Raw genomic sequence first — 20319 nt, 5'->3', positions numbered from 1 at the left:
CTAAGGAGAGAGCATGATGATTGAATCCAGGCCCGCAGAGGCTCAGGCGAGTGCAGACAGCAGCGACGCCGATAACAACATGACTATTAAGATGAACGAAGCCCAGGTTATCCAGGGTAAAGCCAGGCCCCGAGGCCGCTTTCCTCATTACCGGCGCGCCGGCGATTTTATATTTGTGTCTGGCACCAGCTCACGCCGAGCGGACAACAGTTTTGTGGGGGTCGAGGTGGACGCGATGGGCACCACCAAACTGAGCATTACGGAGCAGACCCGGGCCGTCATTGAAAATATTGGTGACATCCTCAACGAGGCCGGCGCTGACCTCTCCGATGTGGTGGAAATCAGTACGTTTTTGGTCAATATGAATGATTTTGGTGGCTACAATCAGGTGTACGGTGAATTTTTTGATGAAGCCGGACCGGCGCGCACCACCGTGGCGGTGCACCAGTTACCCCACCCACATTTATTGATCGAAATTAAAGCGGTGGCCTACCGACCCCTTGCCGAAAAAGGCGGACTAACCTCATGACCACACCCCTAGTGAAAAATATCAGCAAGCTGAGCGCGTTTAATTTTCAGCAGTGGATTGCCGAACACGAGCATCTGTTAAAGCCCCCGGTGAACAACAAATTGATCTGGGAAGATGCGGATTTAATGGTCACGGTGGTGGGGGGACCTAACCAGCGTTATGACTACCATGACGATCCGGTGGAAGAATTTTTTTACCAAATGAAGGGCAATGCGTTTCTGCGCATTATGACCGAATCCGGCCCGCAAGAATTGCACCTGCAAGAAGGGGACATTTTTTTATTGCCACCCCATGTGCGTCATTCCCCGCAGCGTCCGGAAGAGGGCAGCATTTGTCTGGTGATTGAACCCAAACGGGCAGAAGGTGAGCTGGATGCGTTTGAATGGTACTGCCAGTCCTGTAATCACCTGGTGCATCGCGCCGAGGTGCAATTGCAGAACATTGCCACCGATCTGGCGCCGCTGTTTAAAACCTTCAAGGCCGACGACAAGCTGCGCACCTGTGGTAATTGCGGTGAAATTCACCCGGCTTAACGGCTGTGTGCTGAACGAAATTTGAGAAGTAGATTATGACTGTAGTGGATATGCATACCCATTTTGTGCCTGAGCGCTGGCCGGATCTGGCCGAGCGTTTTGGCACCCCGGACTGGCCGTGGTTGAAACACACCGAGGCCGGGCGCGGCATGTTGATGGTGGGGGAAAAAGCTTTTCGCCCGGTGTACGAAGCCCTGTGGAATCCGGTGTTGCGTTTGGAAGAAATGGATCGCGACGGGGTCGATATCCAAATCATGTGCGCCACCCCGGTGCTGTTTGGTTACGACCGCCCGGTCAGGCACGCGGCCGAGGCGGCGGCCATTTTTAACGATCTGGCACTGGACATGTGCAGTCATCGGCCGCAACGACTAAAAGCCTTGTGTCAGGTGCCGCTGCAAGATATTGACGCGGCCTGTACTGAAGTGAGCCGCTCCAAAGCCCAGGGGCACGTTGGGGTGCAGATTGGTAATCACGTGGGTTTAAAGAATCTGGACGATGAAGGTCTGGTCACTTTTTTGCAACACTGTGCCAGTGAACGGATGCCGGTTCTGGTTCACCCCTGGGACATGCTCGGTCATGAGCGTATGCCGAAGTACATGTTGCAGTGGCTGGTGGCTATGCCGGCCGAGACGCAGCTGTCGATTTTGTCACTGATTTTGTCGGGGGCGTTTGAGCGTATTCCCAAGGAGTTGAAGCTGTGCTTTGCTCACGGTGGCGGCAGTTTTGCGTTCACCCTGGGGCGGGTGGAAAACGCCTGGCAGCACCGCGACATTGTGCGTGAAGACTGTCCTCATCCGCCGTCTCACTATACCGATCGCTTTTATGTGGATTCGGCTGTATTCAGTGAAGATTCGCTGGAGTTGTTGGTGAACGTCATGGGGGAGGAGCGGGTGCTGCTGGGTTCCGACTCGCCATTTCCGTTGGGCGAACAACAGGTGGGCAAACTGGTGCGTGGACACGCGACCTTTTCGGCCGAGCGCAAACAGAAAATTCTGGGGTTGAACGCACTGGATTTTTTCGCCTTGTCGTAACCCGGCTTAGCGGTCATACCCTTTCATTCATCACACCGTTTTGCACAGTCATCAATAGGGGATGTTCTCTGCACATTTTTTGACTGTGGCGCCGCTGTTTCTACACAGCGGCGATTTTTTACCACCTACGTTTCGCCACTCGACCAAGGTGAATTGCACAGCAAGAGAGGGCAGCCTGGGCTGACTGGCCACTTATTTTCGAATCACCACCGTCCCCGCCAACTTGTCGTGAAAGCCCTGCTTGCGAGCGTCAAACGCAACCCAAATGAAACCCAGCATCAGCGGCAGGATGGAGAGGTAATAGGCAAAATATCGCCCCACCCATTGGCCGGTTCGGGGCTTGCCTCCGGTTGCGGCATCGACGATGGTCAACTTAAGCAGCATCTTTCCCGGGGTTGCCGATCGGTAAATCCAGAAAAGAATCACCGCCAGGGCCGGGAGTAGGTAGTTGAATAAAACATCCCAGGTCCCCTGGATGGCGAGATCACCCAGCCAGTATTCGCGGCCATACACCAGGGTTAATAGCGGCATGGTCACCGCCAGGATGATTAAGCTGTCGATCAGGGCCGCGGCGGTGCGGATCCAGAAGCCGGCGTACTGTGGCGGATTGCTGCGGTCATGTTGAGCGTGAGAGGTGTCAATAGTGGATAAAGAGGGGGTGCCGGGATTGCGTGGCGATGTGTTAGTCTCTGGGCTATGGCTGCTCATGTTCATTTCTCCTGTCCTGGTCAGTGGTCCCAACCGCTGGCGCTGAGAGAAATCTTAAGTCTGCCTGGCCTAGACAGCAAACAGAGATGCTCCCCCATGCGTTTAACAGATTGCCACAACTTTCACGATTTTCGCAAACTGGCCCAGCGACGGCTTCCCTCGCCGGTTTTCAACTACATTGATGGCGGCGCGGATGACGAGGTGACCTATCGCCACAACACGGAGGCTTTCGAGCGCTGTGATCTGGTGCCCAATGTGTTGCAAGGGGTTAAAGAAATCGACATGTCGGTGACGGTGATGGGGCAGACGCTGGCGATACCCATCTATTGCTCGCCGACCGCCTTGCAACGTTTGTTTCATCATGACGGTGAGCTGGCGGTGGGCGCGGCGGCTGAGAAATTTGGCACCTTGTTTGGGGTGTCGTCCCTGGGCACCGTCAGCCTGGAAGCGGTTCGTCAGCAGTTTCGCACCCCTCAGGTGTATCAATTTTACTTTCATAAAGACCGGGGCTTAAATCACTCCATGATGGAGCGCGCCAAAACGGCGGGGGTGGAAGTGATGATGTTGACGGTCGACAGCAGTACCGGAGGTAATCGCGAGCGCGACCTGCGCACGGGCTTTTCAATTCCGTTTAACCTGACGTTAAACGGCATGTTTCAATTTTTGATCAAACCCCTGTGGGGCATTAATTACGTCACCCACAAAAAATTTGAACTGCCACAACTCGACGACTTCGTGGACATGAGCGGTGGCGCCATGTCGATCGGCAAATACTTTACCGAGATGCTGGATCCCGCCATTAACTGGAGCGATGTGGAAGACATGGTGCGGCGCTGGGACGGGCAGTTTTGTGTGAAAGGGATTATGTCGGTGGCGGACGCGAAGAAGGCGGTGGATATCGGCTGTACGGGGATTGTGATTTCGAATCATGGCGGGCGTCAGTTGGACGGTTCGCGCTCCTCGTTTGACCAGTTGGCGGAGATTGTGGATGCGGTGGGGGATAAAATTGATGTGATTATGGACAGCGGCATTCAGCGCGGCACGCACGTGTTAAAAGCCCTGTCCCTGGGGGCGAAAGCGGTGGGCGGCGGACGGTTTTATCTGTTCCCGCTGGCGGCGGCCGGGCAGGCCGGGGTCGAGCGGGCTTTGGGGTTGATGCGCGATGAGATTGAGCGGGACATGCGCCTGATGGGGTGCACCAGCGTTGATCAATTGTCGCGCAGCAATTTGCGGTTTCGCTAGCGCCGCGACGGGGCCGCCGGCACCCGACGTTAAACTTTGTAGCTGCTCTTGGTCATGGCTTTGGACATCAGGCTCATCACACCTTTCACCGGCGCGGGAAAGCGATACCCCCCCGCTTGCAACGCCGCGTGGCTGTGTTTGGCCTCATCTTCCAGCATCACCTCAACCACGGCGCGGCTGCGCTCATCCTGCACCGGCAGCTCGTGCAGGTGGCTTTGCAGGTGTTTGCACACTTGATCCTCGGTCGCCGCGACGAAGCCCAGGCTTACCTTGTCGCTCACCAGCCCGGCGGCGGCGCCAATACCAAACGACATGCCATACCACAGCGGGTTCAACACCGAGGTGTGGCTGCCAAGGTTTTCGAGGCGCTCCTGACACCAGGCCAGATGATCGATTTCCTCCTCCGCGGCGTGTTCCATTTCCTGGCGAACCCTGGGTAGTTTGGCGGTCAGGGCCTGCCCCTGGTAAAGAGCCTGGGCGCAAACTTCGCCGGAGTGGTTGACGCGCATCAGGCCGGCGGCGTGCTTGCGCTCGGCGTCGGTCATGTCGGCCTCGTTAACGGACTGGGCCGGAGAGGGGCGCTGATGGCAGACTTTTCCCGGTGCGAGGGTGCGCAGGGCCTTATCCATTTGGCTGAGCAACTGGTCAGTGACTGATAAGTGACGAAAGGACATAGCGGATACCCTGCAACCTCGGAAAGCAATGCCTTTCATTGTAATGGATCGTGGGGGAAAGACATAATTTTCACGACTGGCTCAGAGAGAAACGACGGGCTGCGAAATTCAGCGGTTAAGGGGTAAACTGACGCCAGAACCGGAATAAGACAAGGAATGAATATGCAAGTGACGGTGAGTGAGGATATCGCCTGTTTGCTGCGGCAGCGGGTACCGTTGATTGCACTGGAGAGCAGTCAGGAAAATCATGCCCTTAACCTCCTGCAGCGTCAGTGCCAGAAACAGGGGCAACCCCTGTATCGCTGGACCCTGACCGAGGGGTTGGACACCGTGGGCTTTGGCCCCAGATTGCAGCGTAAAGAGTCGGAGCAGACCCCGCTGGAACTGTTGCAGGGAATCAAGGCCCGCAGTGACGGCGGTGTCTTTGTGCTGTGTGATTTTCACTGGCACCTGAGTGGTGAGCCGAAAGTGATCCGTTTGTTAAAGGACATCGCGCTCAATTTCGACCTGGTGCCCAAACGCATTGTGTTACTCAGTCACGCGCTGGAGCTGCCGCCGGAGTTGTCCGTGTTCAGTGCCCGGGCGCGCCTGTCGTTGCCCTCCGATGACGAAATCATGACGCTCATCCGGCAGGAGGCGAAGCGCTTTGCCCGGCAGTCCGGTCAACAGCGCATCCGCACCGACGCGGCGGCGTTACAGACGTTGCTGGCGAGCTTGCGCGGTCTGACCCATCAGGACGTCACCCGCCTTGCCTATCACGCCATCGCCGACGATGGGGCGATTACCGACAGTGACCTGCCGGAAGTCAACAGTGCCAAATTTGCCATGCTCAACCATCAGGGGCTGCTCAGTTACGAGTACGATACCGAGTCGTTTGCGAGCGTGGGCGGGCTGGAGAATTTTAAACACTGGTTGCTGCAGCGGCAAAAAGCCTTTGTCGGCGAGACCTCGCTGGAACCCCCCAGAGGCGTGTTGTTATTGGGGGTGCAGGGGGGCGGTAAAAGTCTGGCGGCGAAAGCGGTGGCCGGATTGTGGCAGTTGCCGCTGTTGCGGCTGGACATGGGCTCGCTCTACAACAAGTTTATTGGGGAAAGTGAGCGCAATCTGCGCTCGGCGTTGCAGCAGGCTGAGCTCATGGCGCCCTGTGTGTTGTGGTTGGATGAGCTGGAAAAAGCCCTGGCCCAGGGCGGTGCCGACGACGGTCTGGGGCGGCGCTTGCTGGGCTATTTTCTGACCTGGATGGCAGAGCGTAAAAGCCCCGTATTTTTGGTGGCCACCAGCAATGATATTCAGAAATTGCCGGCCGAACTGGTGCGCAAAGGCCGTTTTGACGAAATCTTCTTTGTCGACCTGCCGACAGCGGAGGTACGGGAATCGATTGTTGCGATTCACCTGAAAAAGCGCAATCTCTCCGCGGACGAGTTTGATCTTGGGCGTATAGCCGCGGTGGCAGAAGGTTTTTCCGGCGCCGAAATCGAGCAGGCGGTGGTGTCCGCGCTCTATGCTCTGGAAGAGGGAATGGCATTGACTGACGACCTGTTGATTCAGGCGATGGTCAGTACCACCCCATTGTCGGTGGTGATGGCCGAGCAGCTCGCCAGCTTGCGGCACTGGGCCGCAGACCGTACCGTGAAGGCCTAGAACCTAGAACCTAGTAACTAGAACCTAGAACCTAGATTAAGGTGTCGTCAGGCAGTGTCGGCTCGGGGCGGGTTTTCTGACGAGCTTGCTGCAAGGTGAGCTCTTCCGCCAGGGTAATCTTCAGGCTTTGCGCGCTGATGGGTTTGGTGAGGACGCTGTGAATGCAGGCGTCCAGAACTTGGTCTTCGGCGGGAAAGCTGTTATCGCCGGTGAGCATCAATATCACCGGTGGTTGGGTCACTGACGGGTGTTGCACGATGCGTCTGGCGAGATCCAGTCCGTTCATGTCCGGCAACTCATGGTCGAGAATCACCGCGTCGAAGTCGGCGCCCAGTTGACTCATCGTGTCGATGATGGCCAGCGCATCTTTGCCATTGGGGACGCAGGTGCTTTTCATGCCCCAACTGTCGGCTCGTTTGGCCACGACTTTGCGGCTGGAACTGCTGTAATCCACCACCAGTAAACGTTTTTTGTGCAGCAGCTGATCGTACTGGCTCTCGTGATGTTGCAGCAACGAGTAGCGCGGCAGGAGGAATTCACAGCTGAAGCGAGCCCGGCCCTGCTCCAGCTCGACGGTCAATTGACCGCCGGTGTGCTCGGCCAGCGCCTTAGCGATTAACCAGTTTCGTTGGACGCTGCTGTAGTGCCCGGTATCGTGTTCCTGATCGTCGCCCAATGAGATTTGAATGTCCTCCGGCTGCAGCCCGGTTTGGCTGTCGGTGATCACCAGTTGCCATCGGTTGCGCACCGGTAGTGGTTGCAGCTCGATGTGGATCTCACCTTGTTCACTGTAGAACAGCGCCAGCTCCAGCGTGCCGGAAATGATCTGTTTCAGACGCGCAGGGTCGCCCTTGACCAGGGTGGGGGGGTTGTCGTGGGGAGTATAGGTCAGTTGAATTTTTCGGTCCCGGGCTTTCACCTGGCTGTCTTCAAACAGCGTTTGCAAAACCTGTGAGAAATCAAATGGGATCGCATCAAAGCGCAGCCGACCGAGTTGCAGGGCGCGCCAGTCATTAAGACGGTTTAACCACTTCAACAGCGATTCACTGACCCTGCGCATGGTGCTGATCTGGTCGCGCTGGGTCTTCGTTAACGAGGTGTCTAATAACAGTTCGGCGATGCCGACAATACCGCTTAAGGGGGTGCGCAGTTCCTGGTCTACCAGCTTCAGCGTGGCGTTGTATTGCTGCTTAAGCTTGAGGTCCCGGCTGCGCTGATAGTGTGCCTGAAGTCGACGTTGCCAGCGTTCAACACTGACCATGACCAGAGCATAGGTAATGAACATACTTTCAATAATAATCGTCGATTGCGCCAGCCAGTGACTGCCGGGTTGACCGGTGTACAGGCTGTTCAGCAGCCAGGTGCCGGCAAAGGCAAACAGCGCAAAGCCCTTGGCCAGCAGGAGCAGCAGGGCATTGTCGGCCTGCTGATGCACCAGGATGGCTAAATGGATCACACACAGCAGCGTGCTGCACAGAAACATCAGCTTCAGGAACTGGGTGGCCGCCGGAGACATGAGGCTGGCGGCGGTGGCGGCCAGCAAAACAACGCCGGTACTGAGACCGATAAACCAGGTTTTCCAGCGGGCTGCGCTTTTGGGCAGTGGCGCAAAACGGAACACCAGCCGACATTGAGCCACCATGGCCATGAGCACAAACAGTCGGCTGGCGATGTGGGCTGTTGTGGCGGGCGGAGGGGTGTGGTTAATCTGCCACACACACAAAAAGGTGGCGGACAGCGCCAGCACGTAAATGGCCAGCCACAGGTTCAGAGTTTCGCGGCGTATCCAGGCCTGGCCGAGATTGATCAAGACCAGCATGGCGGTGGCGCCAATCAGTACTGCGGTAATGTGGGTAGCGGTAATCTGCTGCAGTAACGGCGAGGCCGCATGAGCCTGCAACGGGAATACGGTGGCAAGGGCCAGACCGCAGAGGCACAGTGTGCGGATTAGGGCGTCAATGGTACCTGCAGGGAAACGGACGGTAAATCGTCCGCAGTCCGTGAATCTCAGCATGTTCACAGTCACTTTAAGTTGTTTTTGTTATAGATATTCTTTTTATTATGGTTTTATGACGTGCAAAGGCTTGATGCTAACGTGGTGTTAGAGGGATGTGAAGCGGGGAGTTAGATGAAATTTGAATATGGCCCCAGATAACCTCTTTACGTTGCCTCGGGAGGTGGGCGGCACATGCCGGCGCGGGGTGGTTAGCCTGCTGTCGCCCCGGGTTCATGTGACGTCTGGCGACAGCAGGTAGCGTGAGTTTCAGTAAGCGGCGATACCGGAATTGGTGTTGCCGCCGCACTGATAATTGGCGCGATCGGCCAGGCCGGGTTCCAGCTTCACATTGGCAAAACTCAGTGACAGCTCGCCTCTGGTCGTCAACACCAGTGGCTTGGTGATGTGAGTGAAATCGGCACCCGCCTGAGCAAAGCAGCGCAAATCAATGGAAAAGGGTAACCACTGTTTCGGTTTGAGCTGCAGCAAGGTTTCACGGATTTCCAGCGACCCCGTGCATTGACTGCCGCAATCCATCCGCACATGCACCTTGTCTGTCGGTTCACTGTCGATGCGCAACTCCAGGCTCAGGGCCCCATTTTTTTGCAGCATGTCCGTGAGATCATGGCCGTTGGCCTGCCCCTGCAGCAAGACTTCGCCCAGAGAGCGGCCGCTCCAGAGTACTTGCCGGGCATCTTCCTGCACCTCTTTATTGATGGCGGTTATGGTCAGCGTTTCGACTTGTGGAATGGTCACGGTATTGCCGTTGACAGGCACCTGGCCGTACTCCGTGTCCCCGATCAGCAGTTGCCAGGGGGGAAGCGCCCGAGAGACAAACAGCGACCGGGCCTGGTCCGTAGGGGACTCAGCCGCGCCGTCAATCACTTCCGCCAAATTGTCCGTCAGGGTGTCTTGATCTTTGACGCTGAGGCCATAATCTTGTGCAAACAGGGGCTGATAAGTCTTGTCGTCATCATTGAGTGTCGTGTGATGGGGCTGATTGGGCCACGAAAAAGTCAATTTGCCCACAAAGTCGTAGTGAATTTGTCCGTCGGCCTGTCTGAACAGCACATCGGCGACTCCGGCGCCTTCACTGCCCGGCAGCCAGGCGGCAACAAAGGCATCCGAGGCATTAAGCTCCTTGTTCACCCACAGCGGGCGCCCTGACAGGAACACCGAGATCACCGGAATTCCTGCCGCTTTCAGGCGTTTTAACAGGGCCAGATCGGTGTGGCCATCGGGTTGGTATTCCAGCGTTTGCACGTCGCCCTGTCCCTCGGCATATGGGTCTTCACCAAACACAACAATGGCCACATCCGGTCGCTGCTCGTAGCGGGCGTCTGGACTGAGCGTGGCTGAGCCTCCGGCGGCTTCGACGGCGCTTTCGATACCGTCAAAGATTGAGGTTGCCCCGGGAAAATCACTGTTGGCATTGCCCGTGCCCTGCCAGCTCAGGGTCCAGCCGCCTGACTGCTTGCCGATGTGGTCGGCGCCATCGCCAGCGACCAGCACATTGAGTTTGGGGTCCAGGGGCAGCAGGGCGTTTTTGTTCTTCAGCAGCACCAGCGATTCACGCACCGCCTGACGGGCAATGGCGCGGTGTTCAGGAGACCCCAGTATCTCCTCCCGGCCCGCCACCGCACGGGTGGAGGGGGCGCCTTTATCGAACAGCCCAGCTCGGAGTTTCACGCGCAGGATGCGGCTAACCGCGTCGTCGATCCGCTGTAAGGGAATGTCGCCAGCACGTACCTGTTGGATCGTGTTGTGGTACAGCTCTTTCCAGTCGGCGTCGGGGGCCATGAACATATCGAGACCGGCGTTAATGGCTTGCGGGCAGCTTTTGGTGGAGCAGCCCGGTACAAACGCATGCCCATTCCAGTCACCCACCACAAAGCCGTCAAAACCCATGCGGTTTTTTAATACCTCGGTCAGCAGGTATTGGCTGCCGTGCAGTTTTTCGCCCTGCCAGCTATTAAAAGACGCCATCACCCTTTGTACGCCGGCGCTCAACGCCGAGACGTAACCCTGGCCGTGCAGGTCAAACAGTTCCTGCTCAGGGGACAGGTTGTTGCCTCGGTCAATGCCGCCGAGTGTGCCGCCATCACCGATAAAATGCTTGGCGGTTGCGACAACGCGGGTCTCATCGAGTAACTGGCTGCTGTGAGCCGACCCCTGCAGGCCGATGGTCATTTGCTCCGCGTACTGTTTGATCAGCGCGGGTGTTTCCGAGTAGCCTTCATAGGTTCTTCCCCAGCGGTCATCGCGCACCGTGGCAACGGTTGGGGCAAAGACCCAGTCAATCCCCGTTACGGCCACTTCCCGGGCCGTGGCGGCGCCAATTTGACGGATCAACTGAGGGTTGTGAGTCGCGCCGAGGCCAATGTTGTGAGGGAAAAGCGTGGCTCCCACGACGTTGTTGTGGCCGTGAACGGCATCGGTTCCCCACATGACCGGAATGGCCAGCCCACCCCCGGAGGTGTCCATTGAGGCGTGATAGAACGCATCGGCCGTGGCTAACCAGTCGTCAATGGTGGCGAGTTTGTCATTGTTGGGAAAGGAACCACCACCATTGAGTATGGAGCCGAGATGGTATTGCTTAACGTCCTCGGGTGTGACCTGCTTAAGTTCGGCCTGTATCATTTGACCGACTTTTTGTTCCAGAGTCATCTGCTCCAGCCATTGGACGATAGCCGCTTCCTGATGTTCATCACGCGCTATGGCACTGTCTATTTGCGGCCAGATCTGCCGTTCCTGTGGGGTGAGGTCCGCGCTACTGCTGGCCGGTGCCTGGGCATCGCAGCCGAGGAGTGTTATCAGGCACAAGCCGAAACCCAGAGATGTCGCTTTGGAGCGTTGTATTAAGTACATGTAGACCTCTTAAGGTAGATAATGGAAACCAATTTCCCAGGCAGTGATCAAATTGTGTGAAACTTCTTTTTTTATAGGTTGAGAAGTATCAGTCCGATTGAACGGTGCGCCAGGGCGGCGGCAGGGTGATCACGGCCTCACATAGAGCGCAAGCTACCATGGGCCGAACAGGGGAGCGATTGGTTTGCGATAAGTGGGGTTGGCACTGAGTTAATGTGGACGTAAACCCCCGGGCTTGGGCTAGGTATCATTTTCTGGATCACGTATCATGAGTGACACCTAATAACCATAAACAACCAGAGAATGACTGTGCCCAAGCCGCAACTCGACAAAGGTCTCTACACCGTTCGCACTCAGCAATTTTATCTGTTTCAGCTGATGTTTTGGCTGGGGTTGATGGCGATTACCTTCTTTTCCCTGACGCTCTGGTATGGCACGGCTGAATTGCCACACATCGAGCATACGGTGTTACAGGCTGTGTTGGGGGTGCTGGTGTCATACCCTCTGCGCAACGTATACACCTGGTTGTGGGAAAGGCCCCTGCTGCAACGCTTGGGTATCTCGCTTTTGGTGGTGGCTCTGGGGGCTGGCATCTGGACCATTTTGCGCATGGTCACGTTTATCTGGATTGTGCAGGAAGAAAAGAATCTGTGGAGTGACTTTGGCGGCTGGTATTTTGGTGGCTTTTTTATTTTTCTTTGCTGGTCCGCGCTGTATTACGGCTTGAGTTACTATAATCAGGTGCAGTTCGAACAGGAAAGATCCCGCCAGGCCGAGCAAGAAACCCAACAGGAACACCTTAAACGTCTCGAGGCCGAAACGGTCGCCAGAGAGGCTCAGTTGAAGATGCTGCGTTATCAGCTTAATCCGCATTTTCTTTTCAATACTTTGAATACCATCAATGCGCTTATTCGTCTCAAAGACAATGACACTGCGCAGAATATGCTTCAAAAGTTAAGCCATTTTCTCCGTTATGCGCTGGACAATGAACCGGCGTATCGAATCAGTTTGGCAGAAGAGCTGAACGCTTTAATGCTTTATTTGAATATTGAACTGATTCGTTTTGGCGATCGATTGTCGATGGATGTGCAGGTCAGTGATGCCGCCAAAAAAGCGTTGATTCCGAGCTTGTTGTTGCAGCCGCTGGTTGAGAACGCCATCAAATATGCGATATCGACTCGGGAAACCGGTGGCACTATTGGTATAAAAGCGGACATTGAGGATGACCTGCTTTGCCTTGACGTCTGGGATGATGGTCCGGGATTGTCCGGTGGATCCGAGCAGGCCCTGAAGGGACGGGGTGTGGGTTTACACAATACCCTGGAGCGTTTGCAAAATCTCTATGGTCGCGATCACTCGGTTGATATTGGGACTTCTGAGCGGAACGGAGTTCAAATCAGCATGCGCTTTCCTTACGAGGTGGAGCCCGGTCAGCGCGAGCAGCCACTGGCTGAGCTCGTGAAAGGCTGACGGATGGAGGGTGGTAAGCCAAACGTAAACGGTGGTTCTTCGACCAGTCAAAGTTTTTAAGGGGCTGAATTATGGCAGTGTTCAATCATGCATCACCCGACGCGAATTCGCGGGTGTTGACGGCGATCGTGGTCGATGATGAACCCCTGGCCGTCAGCTTTCTCGAAGCCTGTTTGGCGGATATTCCGGAGGTTGAGTTGCTGGCGTCGTGCCGTAATGGACGAGAGGCCGTTGCGGCGGTGCTCGAGCTTAATCCGGACATCATGTTTCTCGATATTCAAATGCCGGGCATGAATGGTTTTGACGTGGTCAAAGCCCTGCAGGCGGATGTCATGCCGCTGGTGGTTTTTACCTCGGCGTATCAGCAATACGCACTGGATGCGTTTGATGTACTGGCGGTGGACTATTTGCTCAAGCCTATTGAAGAAGAGCGCCTGCAGCGAGCGGTCCAGCGGGCTTTGGAACGCTACAGCTCTGAGCCGTCGGGCGGTGAGCGCAAAACTTCTTTGATGGGGGCCATTGATGCGATTGCCCGGAAAGTGCACGCTGCGGGCATTACCGGGGAAGCTGCTAGTGCTGCGGAAGTTGTCGTTGAAGACAACAAAAAAATAGTCATCAAAGACTCGGACAAGGTGTTTGTGGTGCCGGAAGCGGATATTGACTGGGTGGATGCCGCCGGTGATTACATGTGCATTCACGTCAAAGGCACTACCCACATTATGCGCTGTACCATGAAGGAGTTGCTGGCAAGGCTGGATGGCAACGTCTTTAAGCGGGTGCATCGCTCGACCATCGTAAACCTGAATCGAATTGAGCAGGTAACCCCTCACACCAAGGGTGAGTTTTTTTTGCGGTTGGACTGTGGCGAAGAGCTTAAAGTCAGTCGCAACTACCGGGAAGCGATTAAAGTCTTTCTGCTGCAGCCCTGACTGCCCGGTCATGGCCCTGGTTCTACCTGCTGCCGCTGCGCAACTGGGCGTTTGGTCTTGTCGGCGGGGTTTTTTATCCCTTTTGTCTCAGCGTTAGCCCTTCCTGACGAATCTCTGTATTTAAATAAATTGCTTTTTGCCATTCTGAAAATGAAGCCGTATGCTGTGCTGACACTCTTCAGCTAACAGCCTCATCGGCTTTAGTAACAAGAAAGTCTCGGAAGGGTGAAGAGTCCGGACTATCTCTGTTAATCCAAAATAGAAAACCATTATAACAAGTTGGAGAGATACCAGATGAGATTATACAAGCCTATGGCTTTGGCTATTGCCGTGGCAAATGCCTCTATTGCAGCACCGGCGTTAGCTGAAGATGTCTCCGAGCGCCGCTCCAGTCAGATTTTGGAAGAAGTGCTCGTTACCGCGACCAAGCGTGAAACCAACCTCATGGACACCCCCGTTGCCATCTCCGCGTTTACGGAGGCGGACTTGATTCGGCAGGGGATCAATAATGTAAAAGATCTCGGCAATCTGGTGCCCAGCTTGGACATTGCCTACGATCAGGATCAAAGTTCACCGGTGATCGCCATGCGCGGAGTGCGATCAACCAATACCAGTGAGTTGGGTGACCCGTCGGTCGGTTTGCACATGGATGGCATCTACTCACCACGCCCCCAGGGCGCCATGGCATTAATGTTTGATGTCGAGCGGGTGGAAGCGCTGCGCGGTCCTCAGGGGACCCTGTTTGGGCGCAACTCAACCGTCGGAACGATTAACGTCATTTCAAAGCGTCCGGTAATCGACGAATTTGAAGCCAACGTGGGCGTCGAAGCGGGCAGCTGGGATCAGCGGCTGATCAAAGGCATGATCAATATTCCCGTCAGCGAGACCCTGGCTCTGCGGGCTTCTTTTATGGACCAGACGCGAGACTCGTATCTCGATGGCTACTATGATGCCAATCAGTGGGATCGCCGCCGACTGCCTGACGACGCCAAAAATGCACCGTTACTGGATGGCGATGCAAAGACCTTGATTCAGGAGCGCAACTGGTGGAGTGACAAGCGCGAGCTGGTCGAAGCGGATGAGGAAGATTTCTACAATAATATTGACCAGTACGCGTTTCGTATTTCAGCGTTGTGGGAACCCACCGATGATTTGTCCTGGATGATGACGTACGAAAAATTTCAGGATAAAAGTGCCGGTAATCTCAATACCATTGACTGTGATAAGGCCGCCAAACGTCTTACCGAAGACGCCGACGGCAATATGGTCGCGGGTCAGGCCGGCTGTGATTCCGTCTATGGCCCAGGCGCTGACGAGTACACGGTGGTGGTGAACACCCCGGGTAAACTGGATCTGTCCATTGACAGTGTGCGCTCGAATTTCCGCTGGGATTTTTCCGACACCATGGCACTGGTGTATAACGCGGGTTACGCCTCTCAAAAACGTTCGGCGCTGATGGACATTGACGCGGGGGTGACGGACTGGGATATGGAACTCAACTTCGTTGATACCCAGTACCAATCCCAGTCCCATGAGCTGCAAATTCAGTCCACGAACAGCGGCCCGTTGCAGTGGATTGCCGGCGCCTTTTATTTCAAAGAAAAAAATGACATGAAGGGCTATTTTAATGCCCACATGAATGACTCCACGTTCTGGGATCAGCCGAACCGCACGCTGGAATCACAAGCCTATTTTGCCCAGGGCACTTATCAATTAACCGACCGATTGAATTTGACCCTGGGTTATCGCTGGACAGAAGATACCAAGCAAGACAAGGGCGGTCACAACAAGAGCTGTGTTCGGGACTGGGCTTTGACACCGTCGGATGCCGGCTTCCCGGGGTGTTATCCCGCCTGGGTGTTTGACGCTCCTGGCTATGAGGGTGACCCGAGTGGCTTCTTCAACTCTTACTCGCCCGATCACTTCGACAATCCGGCAATTTACAGTGACACCACCAATAACGATACCAAGGGAAGCTGGTCTGCCAGTACTTACCGCATTGGCCTCGATTATGATTTGACCGAAGACATCATGTTGTACGGTTATGTGGCCAATGGCTTCAAATCCGGCGGTATCGGCGATGTGGTTGTTCAGTACGAACAGGATCCACTGACGGCCGAATACCCGCTCGATGCAGATGGAAACCGTATTGTAAAAACCCGTCACGATTCAAACTACGATCCCGAGGAAGTCACCACGTTTGAGCTGGGCGCCAAAGCCAGTTTACTGGATGGTCGTCTGAACTTATCGGGTACTTTCTTTTACTCGGACTACCAGGACATGCAGTTGGCGTCACCGGAATCGGTGTTTAATGTCTACAGTGTGCAACAGGATCCCACCAGTGATAATTACGGTGAAGTCGAAACGAACGGCTTCGTTGTTTATCGCACCAAGAATGCGGCGGAGTCGGAAATCAAAGGCTTTGAATTCGAGTTTGACTGGATGCCATACCCCAATGGCCGCGTCAGTGGTTTTGCCACCTGGTTGAAAACCGAGATTACTTCGGACTTTGTCACCCGTTTTGATTACGGCGCGACGGACCTGTTCCAAATGGAATATGGCCCGGCTCACGACAATGACAATATGGATCTGTATCGCAACCTTAAGGGCAATGAGCTGGCTGCCTCACCGGAGTACAGCGTTACCATCAACTACGATCATACTTTTCATTTGGACAGCGGGGCACGCGTCATTCCGTTTGTGGGTTTGCACTGGGAGGATGAATCTTACTTGACCTATTGGAATGTGGATAAACACGATTTCCCCAATGCCAACACCGAGGCGCATGACGACACCCGCGAAGCTTTTTATACCGTGAATATGTCGATCAAGTACATCAGCGCTAATGAACAGTGGGATGTGGAAGCCTTCGGCTACAATGTAACGGATGAGTCTATACCCTATTGGGCTGGCGCTGGTGATGGTGTTGTGCGCGGCTCACGCTCTGTACCTGCCAACTACGGTGTGCGTTTGAATTACAGTTTCTAACAGCGCCCGGTTATAGGTTCCCTTGTACATCTGGCCGGCCAACGAAAGTTGGCCGGCTTTTTTGTGCGTCGCTCTCAGTTGCCGGATCATGGCGGACTGAAATCATTCAGTGGCATCACCCGGCACGCGGGCTAAGGTGCCATCACCCCCGGCCATGTGTGGGCTCATCCCGCTCGTATACCTCTCTCTTTTTGCCTCAAGCTCGCTTTCTTAGGCGCCACGCTGACAGGTGTCATTCTCAATAGAAACCACGGCTGACAGAAACCAAGGCTGTCAGAAACCACAGCAGAGCAACACGTCCAATCAAAACCACGGCTGACAGAAACCACCGCAGAGCGGCTCTGCCGTTGAGCGGAACTAGAACTAAAGTAGGACAGAACTAAATTAGGACAGAACTAACGTAGGACAGAACTAAAGTGGACAGGGCCAGCGAGAGACAGAGCTACAACTGGCCGTAGCCACAGCGGTAGCCTAACGTATCGCTGGAGGTGTCCTTCAGACCGTGCTGGTGGCAATGGGAAGTGATCGGGCGGGTAGAGGAGACCGCATCGCTGACTCACGACAGGGTCGCGGGAGGTCAGGAGACGCCGCCAGAACAGGAAAAGCGGTTTAGCCGCGGGATCAGCACACATCGCCGGCGCGGCAGACGATGTGTGGGGAGGTCATGCAGGGTGTGTTACGGGTGTGTTCAGTCGCGAATGCTCGCGCCTTTCAAACCGTAAAAGACAATATACACATAGCAGATAAATGGCAGACAGAACGCGATCTGGATGCTGGTGGTGTCGGCCAGAGCACCCTGGGCAACGGGGATGATGGCGCCGCCCACAATGGCTGTACACAATATGCCTGACCCCTGGCTGGTGTGTGGCCCCAGTTTTTGCACCGCCAGACTGAAAATGGTGGGAAACATAATCGAGTTAAACAGCCCCACTGCCAGAATGGCCCACATGGCAACATGACCGGTTGAGGCAATGGCCACAGCAACCAGCAGGGCAGCCATGGTGGCGCTGGCGGCCAGTACTTTGCCGGCGGGGATTCGCGTCATCACCGCGGCACCGATAAAGCGACCGACCATGGCTCCTCCCCAGTAATAGGCGATATAGCGGGCGGCATCGGCTTCGGCCAGTCCGGCAATATGGCCTTCACCCATAAAACTCACGAGGAAACTGCCAATCGCCACTTCTGCCCCCACATACACAAACAGTCCCACCGCACCCAGCACCAGATGTCGGTGTTGCCAGGCGGATTTTTTTTGCGGTGAGGCGGACAGGTCAGCGGTGTGCTCGGCCTGTTCATCAATAATGACCGGAAGTTTTAACAGACTAAAAATGGTGGCGAGCAACAAAAAAGCGCCGGCCAATAGCAGGTAAGGCAACTGTACGGACTGTGCTTCGTGGGCCTGGAAGCTGGTCAAATCGGCGGTTGTCATCTCCGTGTCCACCACCGTGACGGTGGTCAGGATAAGCAGCGCACCGAAAAACGGAGCAAGCGTGGTGCCCAGGGAATTGAATGCCTGGTTTAATGTCAGGCGGCTGGCGGCGGTCTCCGCTGGCCCGAGGCGGGTGACATACGGGTTGGCCGAGACCTGCAGCAGAGTCAGCCCTGTGGCCAGGATGAAGAGTGCGGCCAGAAACAGTGGATAGGACACCACGGCCGCCGCCGGAAAAAACAGCGCACAGCCGCAGCCCGCGACCAACAGGCTGATCACAATGCCGCGCTGGTAGCCTAATTTTTTAACCAGCATACCGGCCGGCACCGACGTGAGACCGTAGGCACCAAAGAAGCAAAACTGAATGAGCATCGCCTGGGTGTAATTCAGGGAAAATACATTTTTAAGGTGGGGAATCAAAATATCATTCAGGCAGGTGATGAATCCCATGATGAAAAACAGCGACGTCAGTGTGGCCAGGGCAAAGCGATAATGGTTGTCTTGTGTCGGTAGAGGGGATGTTGGATAGGGCGTTTGTTGCAGAATTCCAGCCATAGAGGACCTCGGTGTGATTATTGTAAGTGGTGTTGATGTGGGTGCTGGAGTGGCGCGAAGCGGCCAGCTGCGCCAGCTTGAATATAACGGTAAAGCGGGTGTTACCCTCGCTGGTCCATTAAAGGAAAAACGCTTGAGAATGACAATTGAGAAACGGCAGGCGGGGTCAGGGGCAAGGTGAGTGGGATGGTGTCGGGGCGGGGGGTGTCAGGGAGGATGGGCAGAGGGTTGCGGCAGCGCAAGGCAAGCGGTGGGGTTTGCGCTGACTGTTCCGGCTTGGTGATAGGGTTGTTCTGCCACGACCTGAACCGGTCGTGGCAGAACAGAAGGAACCGGGAGGCCGATCAGGACTTCTGTTCGCGGGCGATGGCGCGGTAGGCGATATCGTTGCGGAAGAAGGCGCCTTTCCAGTCGATCTTGCGAGCCAGCTGGTAAGCGCGCTGCTGTGCTTCGGTGACGGTGTTGCCCAGCGCGGTGGCGCAGAGTACACGGCCGCCGCTGGTAACCACCTGGCCATCTTTCAGCGTGGTGCCGGCGTGGAAGACTTTTTCGCCTTCGACTTCTTCAGTGGGCAGGCCACTGATGACGTCGCCTTTGGCGTAGTCGGCCGGGTAGCCGCCTGCGGCCAGGACCACACCCACGGCGCAGCGCTCATCCCACTCGGTGGTTTTGCCGGCCAGCTCGCCGTCGATGGCGGCTTCGCACAGCTCCACCATGTCGGACTTCATGCGCAGCATAATGGGTTGGGTTTCCGGATCGCCAAAGCGGCAGTTGTACTCGATCACTTTGGGGGTGCCGTCGGCCATGATCATCAGGCCCGCGTACAGAAAACCGGTGTAGTCATTGCCTTCTTCGGCCATGCCTTTGACGGTGGGGTAGATCACCTCATCCAGGGCGCGCTGGTGAATCCCGGGCGTCACAACAGGTGCCGGAGAGTAGGCGCCCATGCCGCCGGTGTTGGGGCCGGTGTCGTTGTCGCCGACACGCTTGTGGTCCTGGCTGCTGGCCATGGGCACGACGTTTTTACCGTCCACCATGACAATGAAACTGGCTTCTTCACCGGCGAGGAATTCCTCAATCACCACACGACAGCCGGCGTCGCCAAACGCGTTGCCAGACAGCATGTCCTTCACCGCGTCTTCGGCTTGCTCCAGAGTCTCAGCCACAATCACGCCTTTACCGGCGGCCAGACCATCGGCCTTGACCACAATGGGGGCGCCCTTTTCTTTCAGGTAGGCCAGTGCCGGCTCCACTTCGGTGAAGTTCTGATACTCGGCGGTGGGGATGTTGTGACGGGCCAGAAAGTCCTTGGTAAAGGCTTTCGAACCTTCCAGTTGTGCCGCGCCCTTGCTGGGACCAAAAGCACGCAGACCTTGCCCGGCGAAGAAATCCACCACACCCTCAACCAGCGGCGCCTCCGGACCGACGATGGTCAGACCGCAGTTGTTGTCTTTGGCGAAGGCCGCCAGTGCGTCGAAATCCATCACATCGATGGCGACGTTTTCAACACCCGCCTCGGTGGCGGTGCCGGCATTGCCCGGGGCCACGTACACGGTTTCCACACTGGGGTTTTGAGCGGCCTTCCAGGCCAGGGCGTGTTCGCGACCGCCACTGCCAATAATTAATACATTCATTGTTTTTCTCTCAAAATAGTTGGTTGCCCTAAGGTTTCGTCATTGCGAGCGAAGCGCGGCAATCTCCCAGGATTGGCACGCGTTTCAGGAGA

The 20319-nt window shown here is 55.8% G+C and carries 14 protein-coding genes; 8 read left to right on the top strand and 6 right to left on the bottom strand.

Translation table 11 applies throughout. The annotated features are described in order from the left end of the window. Window positions 1-13: 13 nt before the first annotated feature. Genes G8770_RS18515 through G8770_RS18505 form a run of 3 tightly spaced genes read left to right on the top strand, consistent with a single transcriptional unit; the run spans window position 14 to window position 2093 of the window. Window positions 14-529 carry a RidA family protein gene (locus G8770_RS18515; protein WP_243760561.1) on the top strand — a complete coding sequence of 172 codons (516 nt, stop codon included), beginning with the start codon at window positions 14-16 and terminating at the stop codon, window positions 527-529. Further along, on the top strand, window positions 526-1062 hold the full coding sequence (locus tag G8770_RS18510) for a 3-hydroxyanthranilate 3,4-dioxygenase (protein ID WP_167190420.1): 537 nt from the start codon (window positions 526-528) through the stop codon (window positions 1060-1062). Before G8770_RS18515 ends, G8770_RS18510 begins: the two co-directional genes overlap by 4 nt. Window positions 1063-1097: 35 nt before the next feature. Further along, the gene (locus G8770_RS18505; protein WP_167190417.1) at window positions 1098-2093 is read left to right on the top strand and encodes an amidohydrolase family protein; all 996 of its coding nucleotides are present in this window, start codon (window positions 1098-1100) and stop codon (window positions 2091-2093) included. A 192-nt stretch (window positions 2094-2285) separates the two neighbouring features. On the opposite strand, the gene G8770_RS18500 is transcribed toward G8770_RS18505, so the two are convergent. Then, window positions 2286-2801, bottom strand: a complete 516-nt coding sequence (locus tag G8770_RS18500) for an RDD family protein (protein ID WP_167190415.1) — start codon at window positions 2799-2801, stop codon at window positions 2286-2288. 96 nt (window positions 2802-2897) lie between these two features. On the opposite strand from G8770_RS18500, the gene G8770_RS18495 reads away from it, so the two are divergent. Beyond that, window positions 2898-4043, top strand: coding sequence for an alpha-hydroxy acid oxidase (locus G8770_RS18495; protein ID WP_167190412.1), 1146 nt, complete (start codon window positions 2898-2900; stop codon window positions 4041-4043). A 29-nt stretch (window positions 4044-4072) separates the two neighbouring features. Here the strand turns inward: G8770_RS18495 and coq7 are convergent, their stop codons facing one another. Then, window positions 4073-4717 (bottom strand): 2-polyprenyl-3-methyl-6-methoxy-1,4-benzoquinone monooxygenase, encoded by a 645-nt coding sequence (gene coq7 / locus G8770_RS18490; protein ID WP_167190409.1) that lies wholly within the window; start codon window positions 4715-4717, stop codon window positions 4073-4075. A 162-nt stretch (window positions 4718-4879) separates the two neighbouring features. Between coq7 and G8770_RS18485 the strand changes: the two genes are divergently transcribed. Continuing rightward, window positions 4880-6358 (top strand): AAA family ATPase, encoded by a 1479-nt coding sequence (locus G8770_RS18485; RefSeq protein ID WP_167190406.1) that lies wholly within the window; start codon window positions 4880-4882, stop codon window positions 6356-6358. 31 nt (window positions 6359-6389) lie between these two features. On the opposite strand, the gene G8770_RS18480 is transcribed toward G8770_RS18485, so the two are convergent. Continuing rightward, complete coding sequence (locus G8770_RS18480; RefSeq protein WP_167190404.1) at window positions 6390-8372, bottom strand: response regulator; 1983 nt, start codon at window positions 8370-8372, stop codon at window positions 6390-6392. Between the two features lie 249 nt (window positions 8373-8621). Further along, window positions 8622-11222, bottom strand: a complete 2601-nt coding sequence (locus G8770_RS18475; RefSeq protein WP_167190401.1) for a glycoside hydrolase family 3 protein — start codon at window positions 11220-11222, stop codon at window positions 8622-8624. A 303-nt stretch (window positions 11223-11525) separates the two neighbouring features. Between G8770_RS18475 and G8770_RS18470 the strand changes: the two genes are divergently transcribed. The 3 genes from G8770_RS18470 to G8770_RS18460 all read left to right on the top strand — a co-directional run bounded on the left by G8770_RS18470 (window position 11526) and on the right by G8770_RS18460 (window position 16609). Beyond that, window positions 11526-12692, top strand: a complete 1167-nt coding sequence (locus G8770_RS18470; RefSeq protein WP_167190398.1) for a sensor histidine kinase — start codon at window positions 11526-11528, stop codon at window positions 12690-12692. 71 nt (window positions 12693-12763) lie between these two features. After that, window positions 12764-13621 carry a LytR/AlgR family response regulator transcription factor gene (locus G8770_RS18465; protein ID WP_167190395.1) on the top strand — a complete coding sequence of 286 codons (858 nt, stop codon included), beginning with the start codon at window positions 12764-12766 and terminating at the stop codon, window positions 13619-13621. A gap of 294 nt (window positions 13622-13915) precedes the next feature. Continuing rightward, window positions 13916-16609 carry a TonB-dependent receptor gene (locus G8770_RS18460; protein ID WP_167190392.1) on the top strand — a complete coding sequence of 898 codons (2694 nt, stop codon included), beginning with the start codon at window positions 13916-13918 and terminating at the stop codon, window positions 16607-16609. A 688-nt stretch (window positions 16610-17297) separates the two neighbouring features. On the opposite strand, the gene G8770_RS18455 is transcribed toward G8770_RS18460, so the two are convergent. Together G8770_RS18455 and purD are read right to left on the bottom strand one after the other, a co-directional pair. After that, entirely contained in the window at window positions 17298-18593 is a 1296-nt protein-coding gene (locus G8770_RS18455; protein ID WP_167190389.1) for a sugar MFS transporter, read from the bottom strand. Window positions 18594-18937: 344 nt separating this feature from the next. Continuing rightward, window positions 18938-20227 carry a phosphoribosylamine--glycine ligase gene (gene purD / locus G8770_RS18450; RefSeq protein ID WP_167190387.1) on the bottom strand — a complete coding sequence of 430 codons (1290 nt, stop codon included), beginning with the start codon at window positions 20225-20227 and terminating at the stop codon, window positions 18938-18940. Window positions 20228-20319 lie beyond the last annotated feature (92 nt).

This window comes from Pseudomaricurvus hydrocarbonicus (assembly GCF_011602365.1).
In the GTDB taxonomy this organism is placed as follows: domain Bacteria; phylum Pseudomonadota; class Gammaproteobacteria; order Pseudomonadales; family Cellvibrionaceae; genus Pseudomaricurvus; species Pseudomaricurvus hydrocarbonicus.
Note: the sequence above shows the minus strand (reverse complement) of the source record. Positions and strands in the feature narration are given on the sequence as shown.

Bases quoted from the DNA above. Each gene is read 5' to 3' on its own strand.
- G8770_RS18515 (WP_243760561.1), top strand. From the start codon at position 14: ATGATGATTGAATCCAGGCCCGCAGAGGCTCAGGCGAGTGCAGACAGC.
- G8770_RS18510 (WP_167190420.1), top strand. From the start codon at position 526: ATGACCACACCCCTAGTGAAAAATATCAGCAAGCTGAGCGCGTTTAAT.
- G8770_RS18505 (WP_167190417.1), top strand. From the start codon at position 1,098: ATGACTGTAGTGGATATGCATACCCATTTTGTGCCTGAGCGCTGGCCG.
- G8770_RS18500 (WP_167190415.1), bottom strand. From the start codon at position 2,801: ATGAGCAGCCATAGCCCAGAGACTAACACATCGCCACGCAATCCCGGC.
- G8770_RS18495 (WP_167190412.1), top strand. From the start codon at position 2,898: ATGCGTTTAACAGATTGCCACAACTTTCACGATTTTCGCAAACTGGCC.
- coq7 (WP_167190409.1), bottom strand. From the start codon at position 4,717: ATGTCCTTTCGTCACTTATCAGTCACTGACCAGTTGCTCAGCCAAATG.
- G8770_RS18485 (WP_167190406.1), top strand. From the start codon at position 4,880: ATGCAAGTGACGGTGAGTGAGGATATCGCCTGTTTGCTGCGGCAGCGG.
- G8770_RS18480 (WP_167190404.1), bottom strand. From the start codon at position 8,372: ATGCTGAGATTCACGGACTGCGGACGATTTACCGTCCGTTTCCCTGCA.
- G8770_RS18475 (WP_167190401.1), bottom strand. From the start codon at position 11,222: ATGTACTTAATACAACGCTCCAAAGCGACATCTCTGGGTTTCGGCTTG.
- G8770_RS18470 (WP_167190398.1), top strand. From the start codon at position 11,526: ATGACTGTGCCCAAGCCGCAACTCGACAAAGGTCTCTACACCGTTCGC.
- G8770_RS18465 (WP_167190395.1), top strand. From the start codon at position 12,764: ATGGCAGTGTTCAATCATGCATCACCCGACGCGAATTCGCGGGTGTTG.
- G8770_RS18460 (WP_167190392.1), top strand. From the start codon at position 13,916: ATGAGATTATACAAGCCTATGGCTTTGGCTATTGCCGTGGCAAATGCC.
- G8770_RS18455 (WP_167190389.1), bottom strand. From the start codon at position 18,593: ATGGCTGGAATTCTGCAACAAACGCCCTATCCAACATCCCCTCTACCG.
- purD (WP_167190387.1), bottom strand. From the start codon at position 20,227: ATGAATGTATTAATTATTGGCAGTGGCGGTCGCGAACACGCCCTGGCC.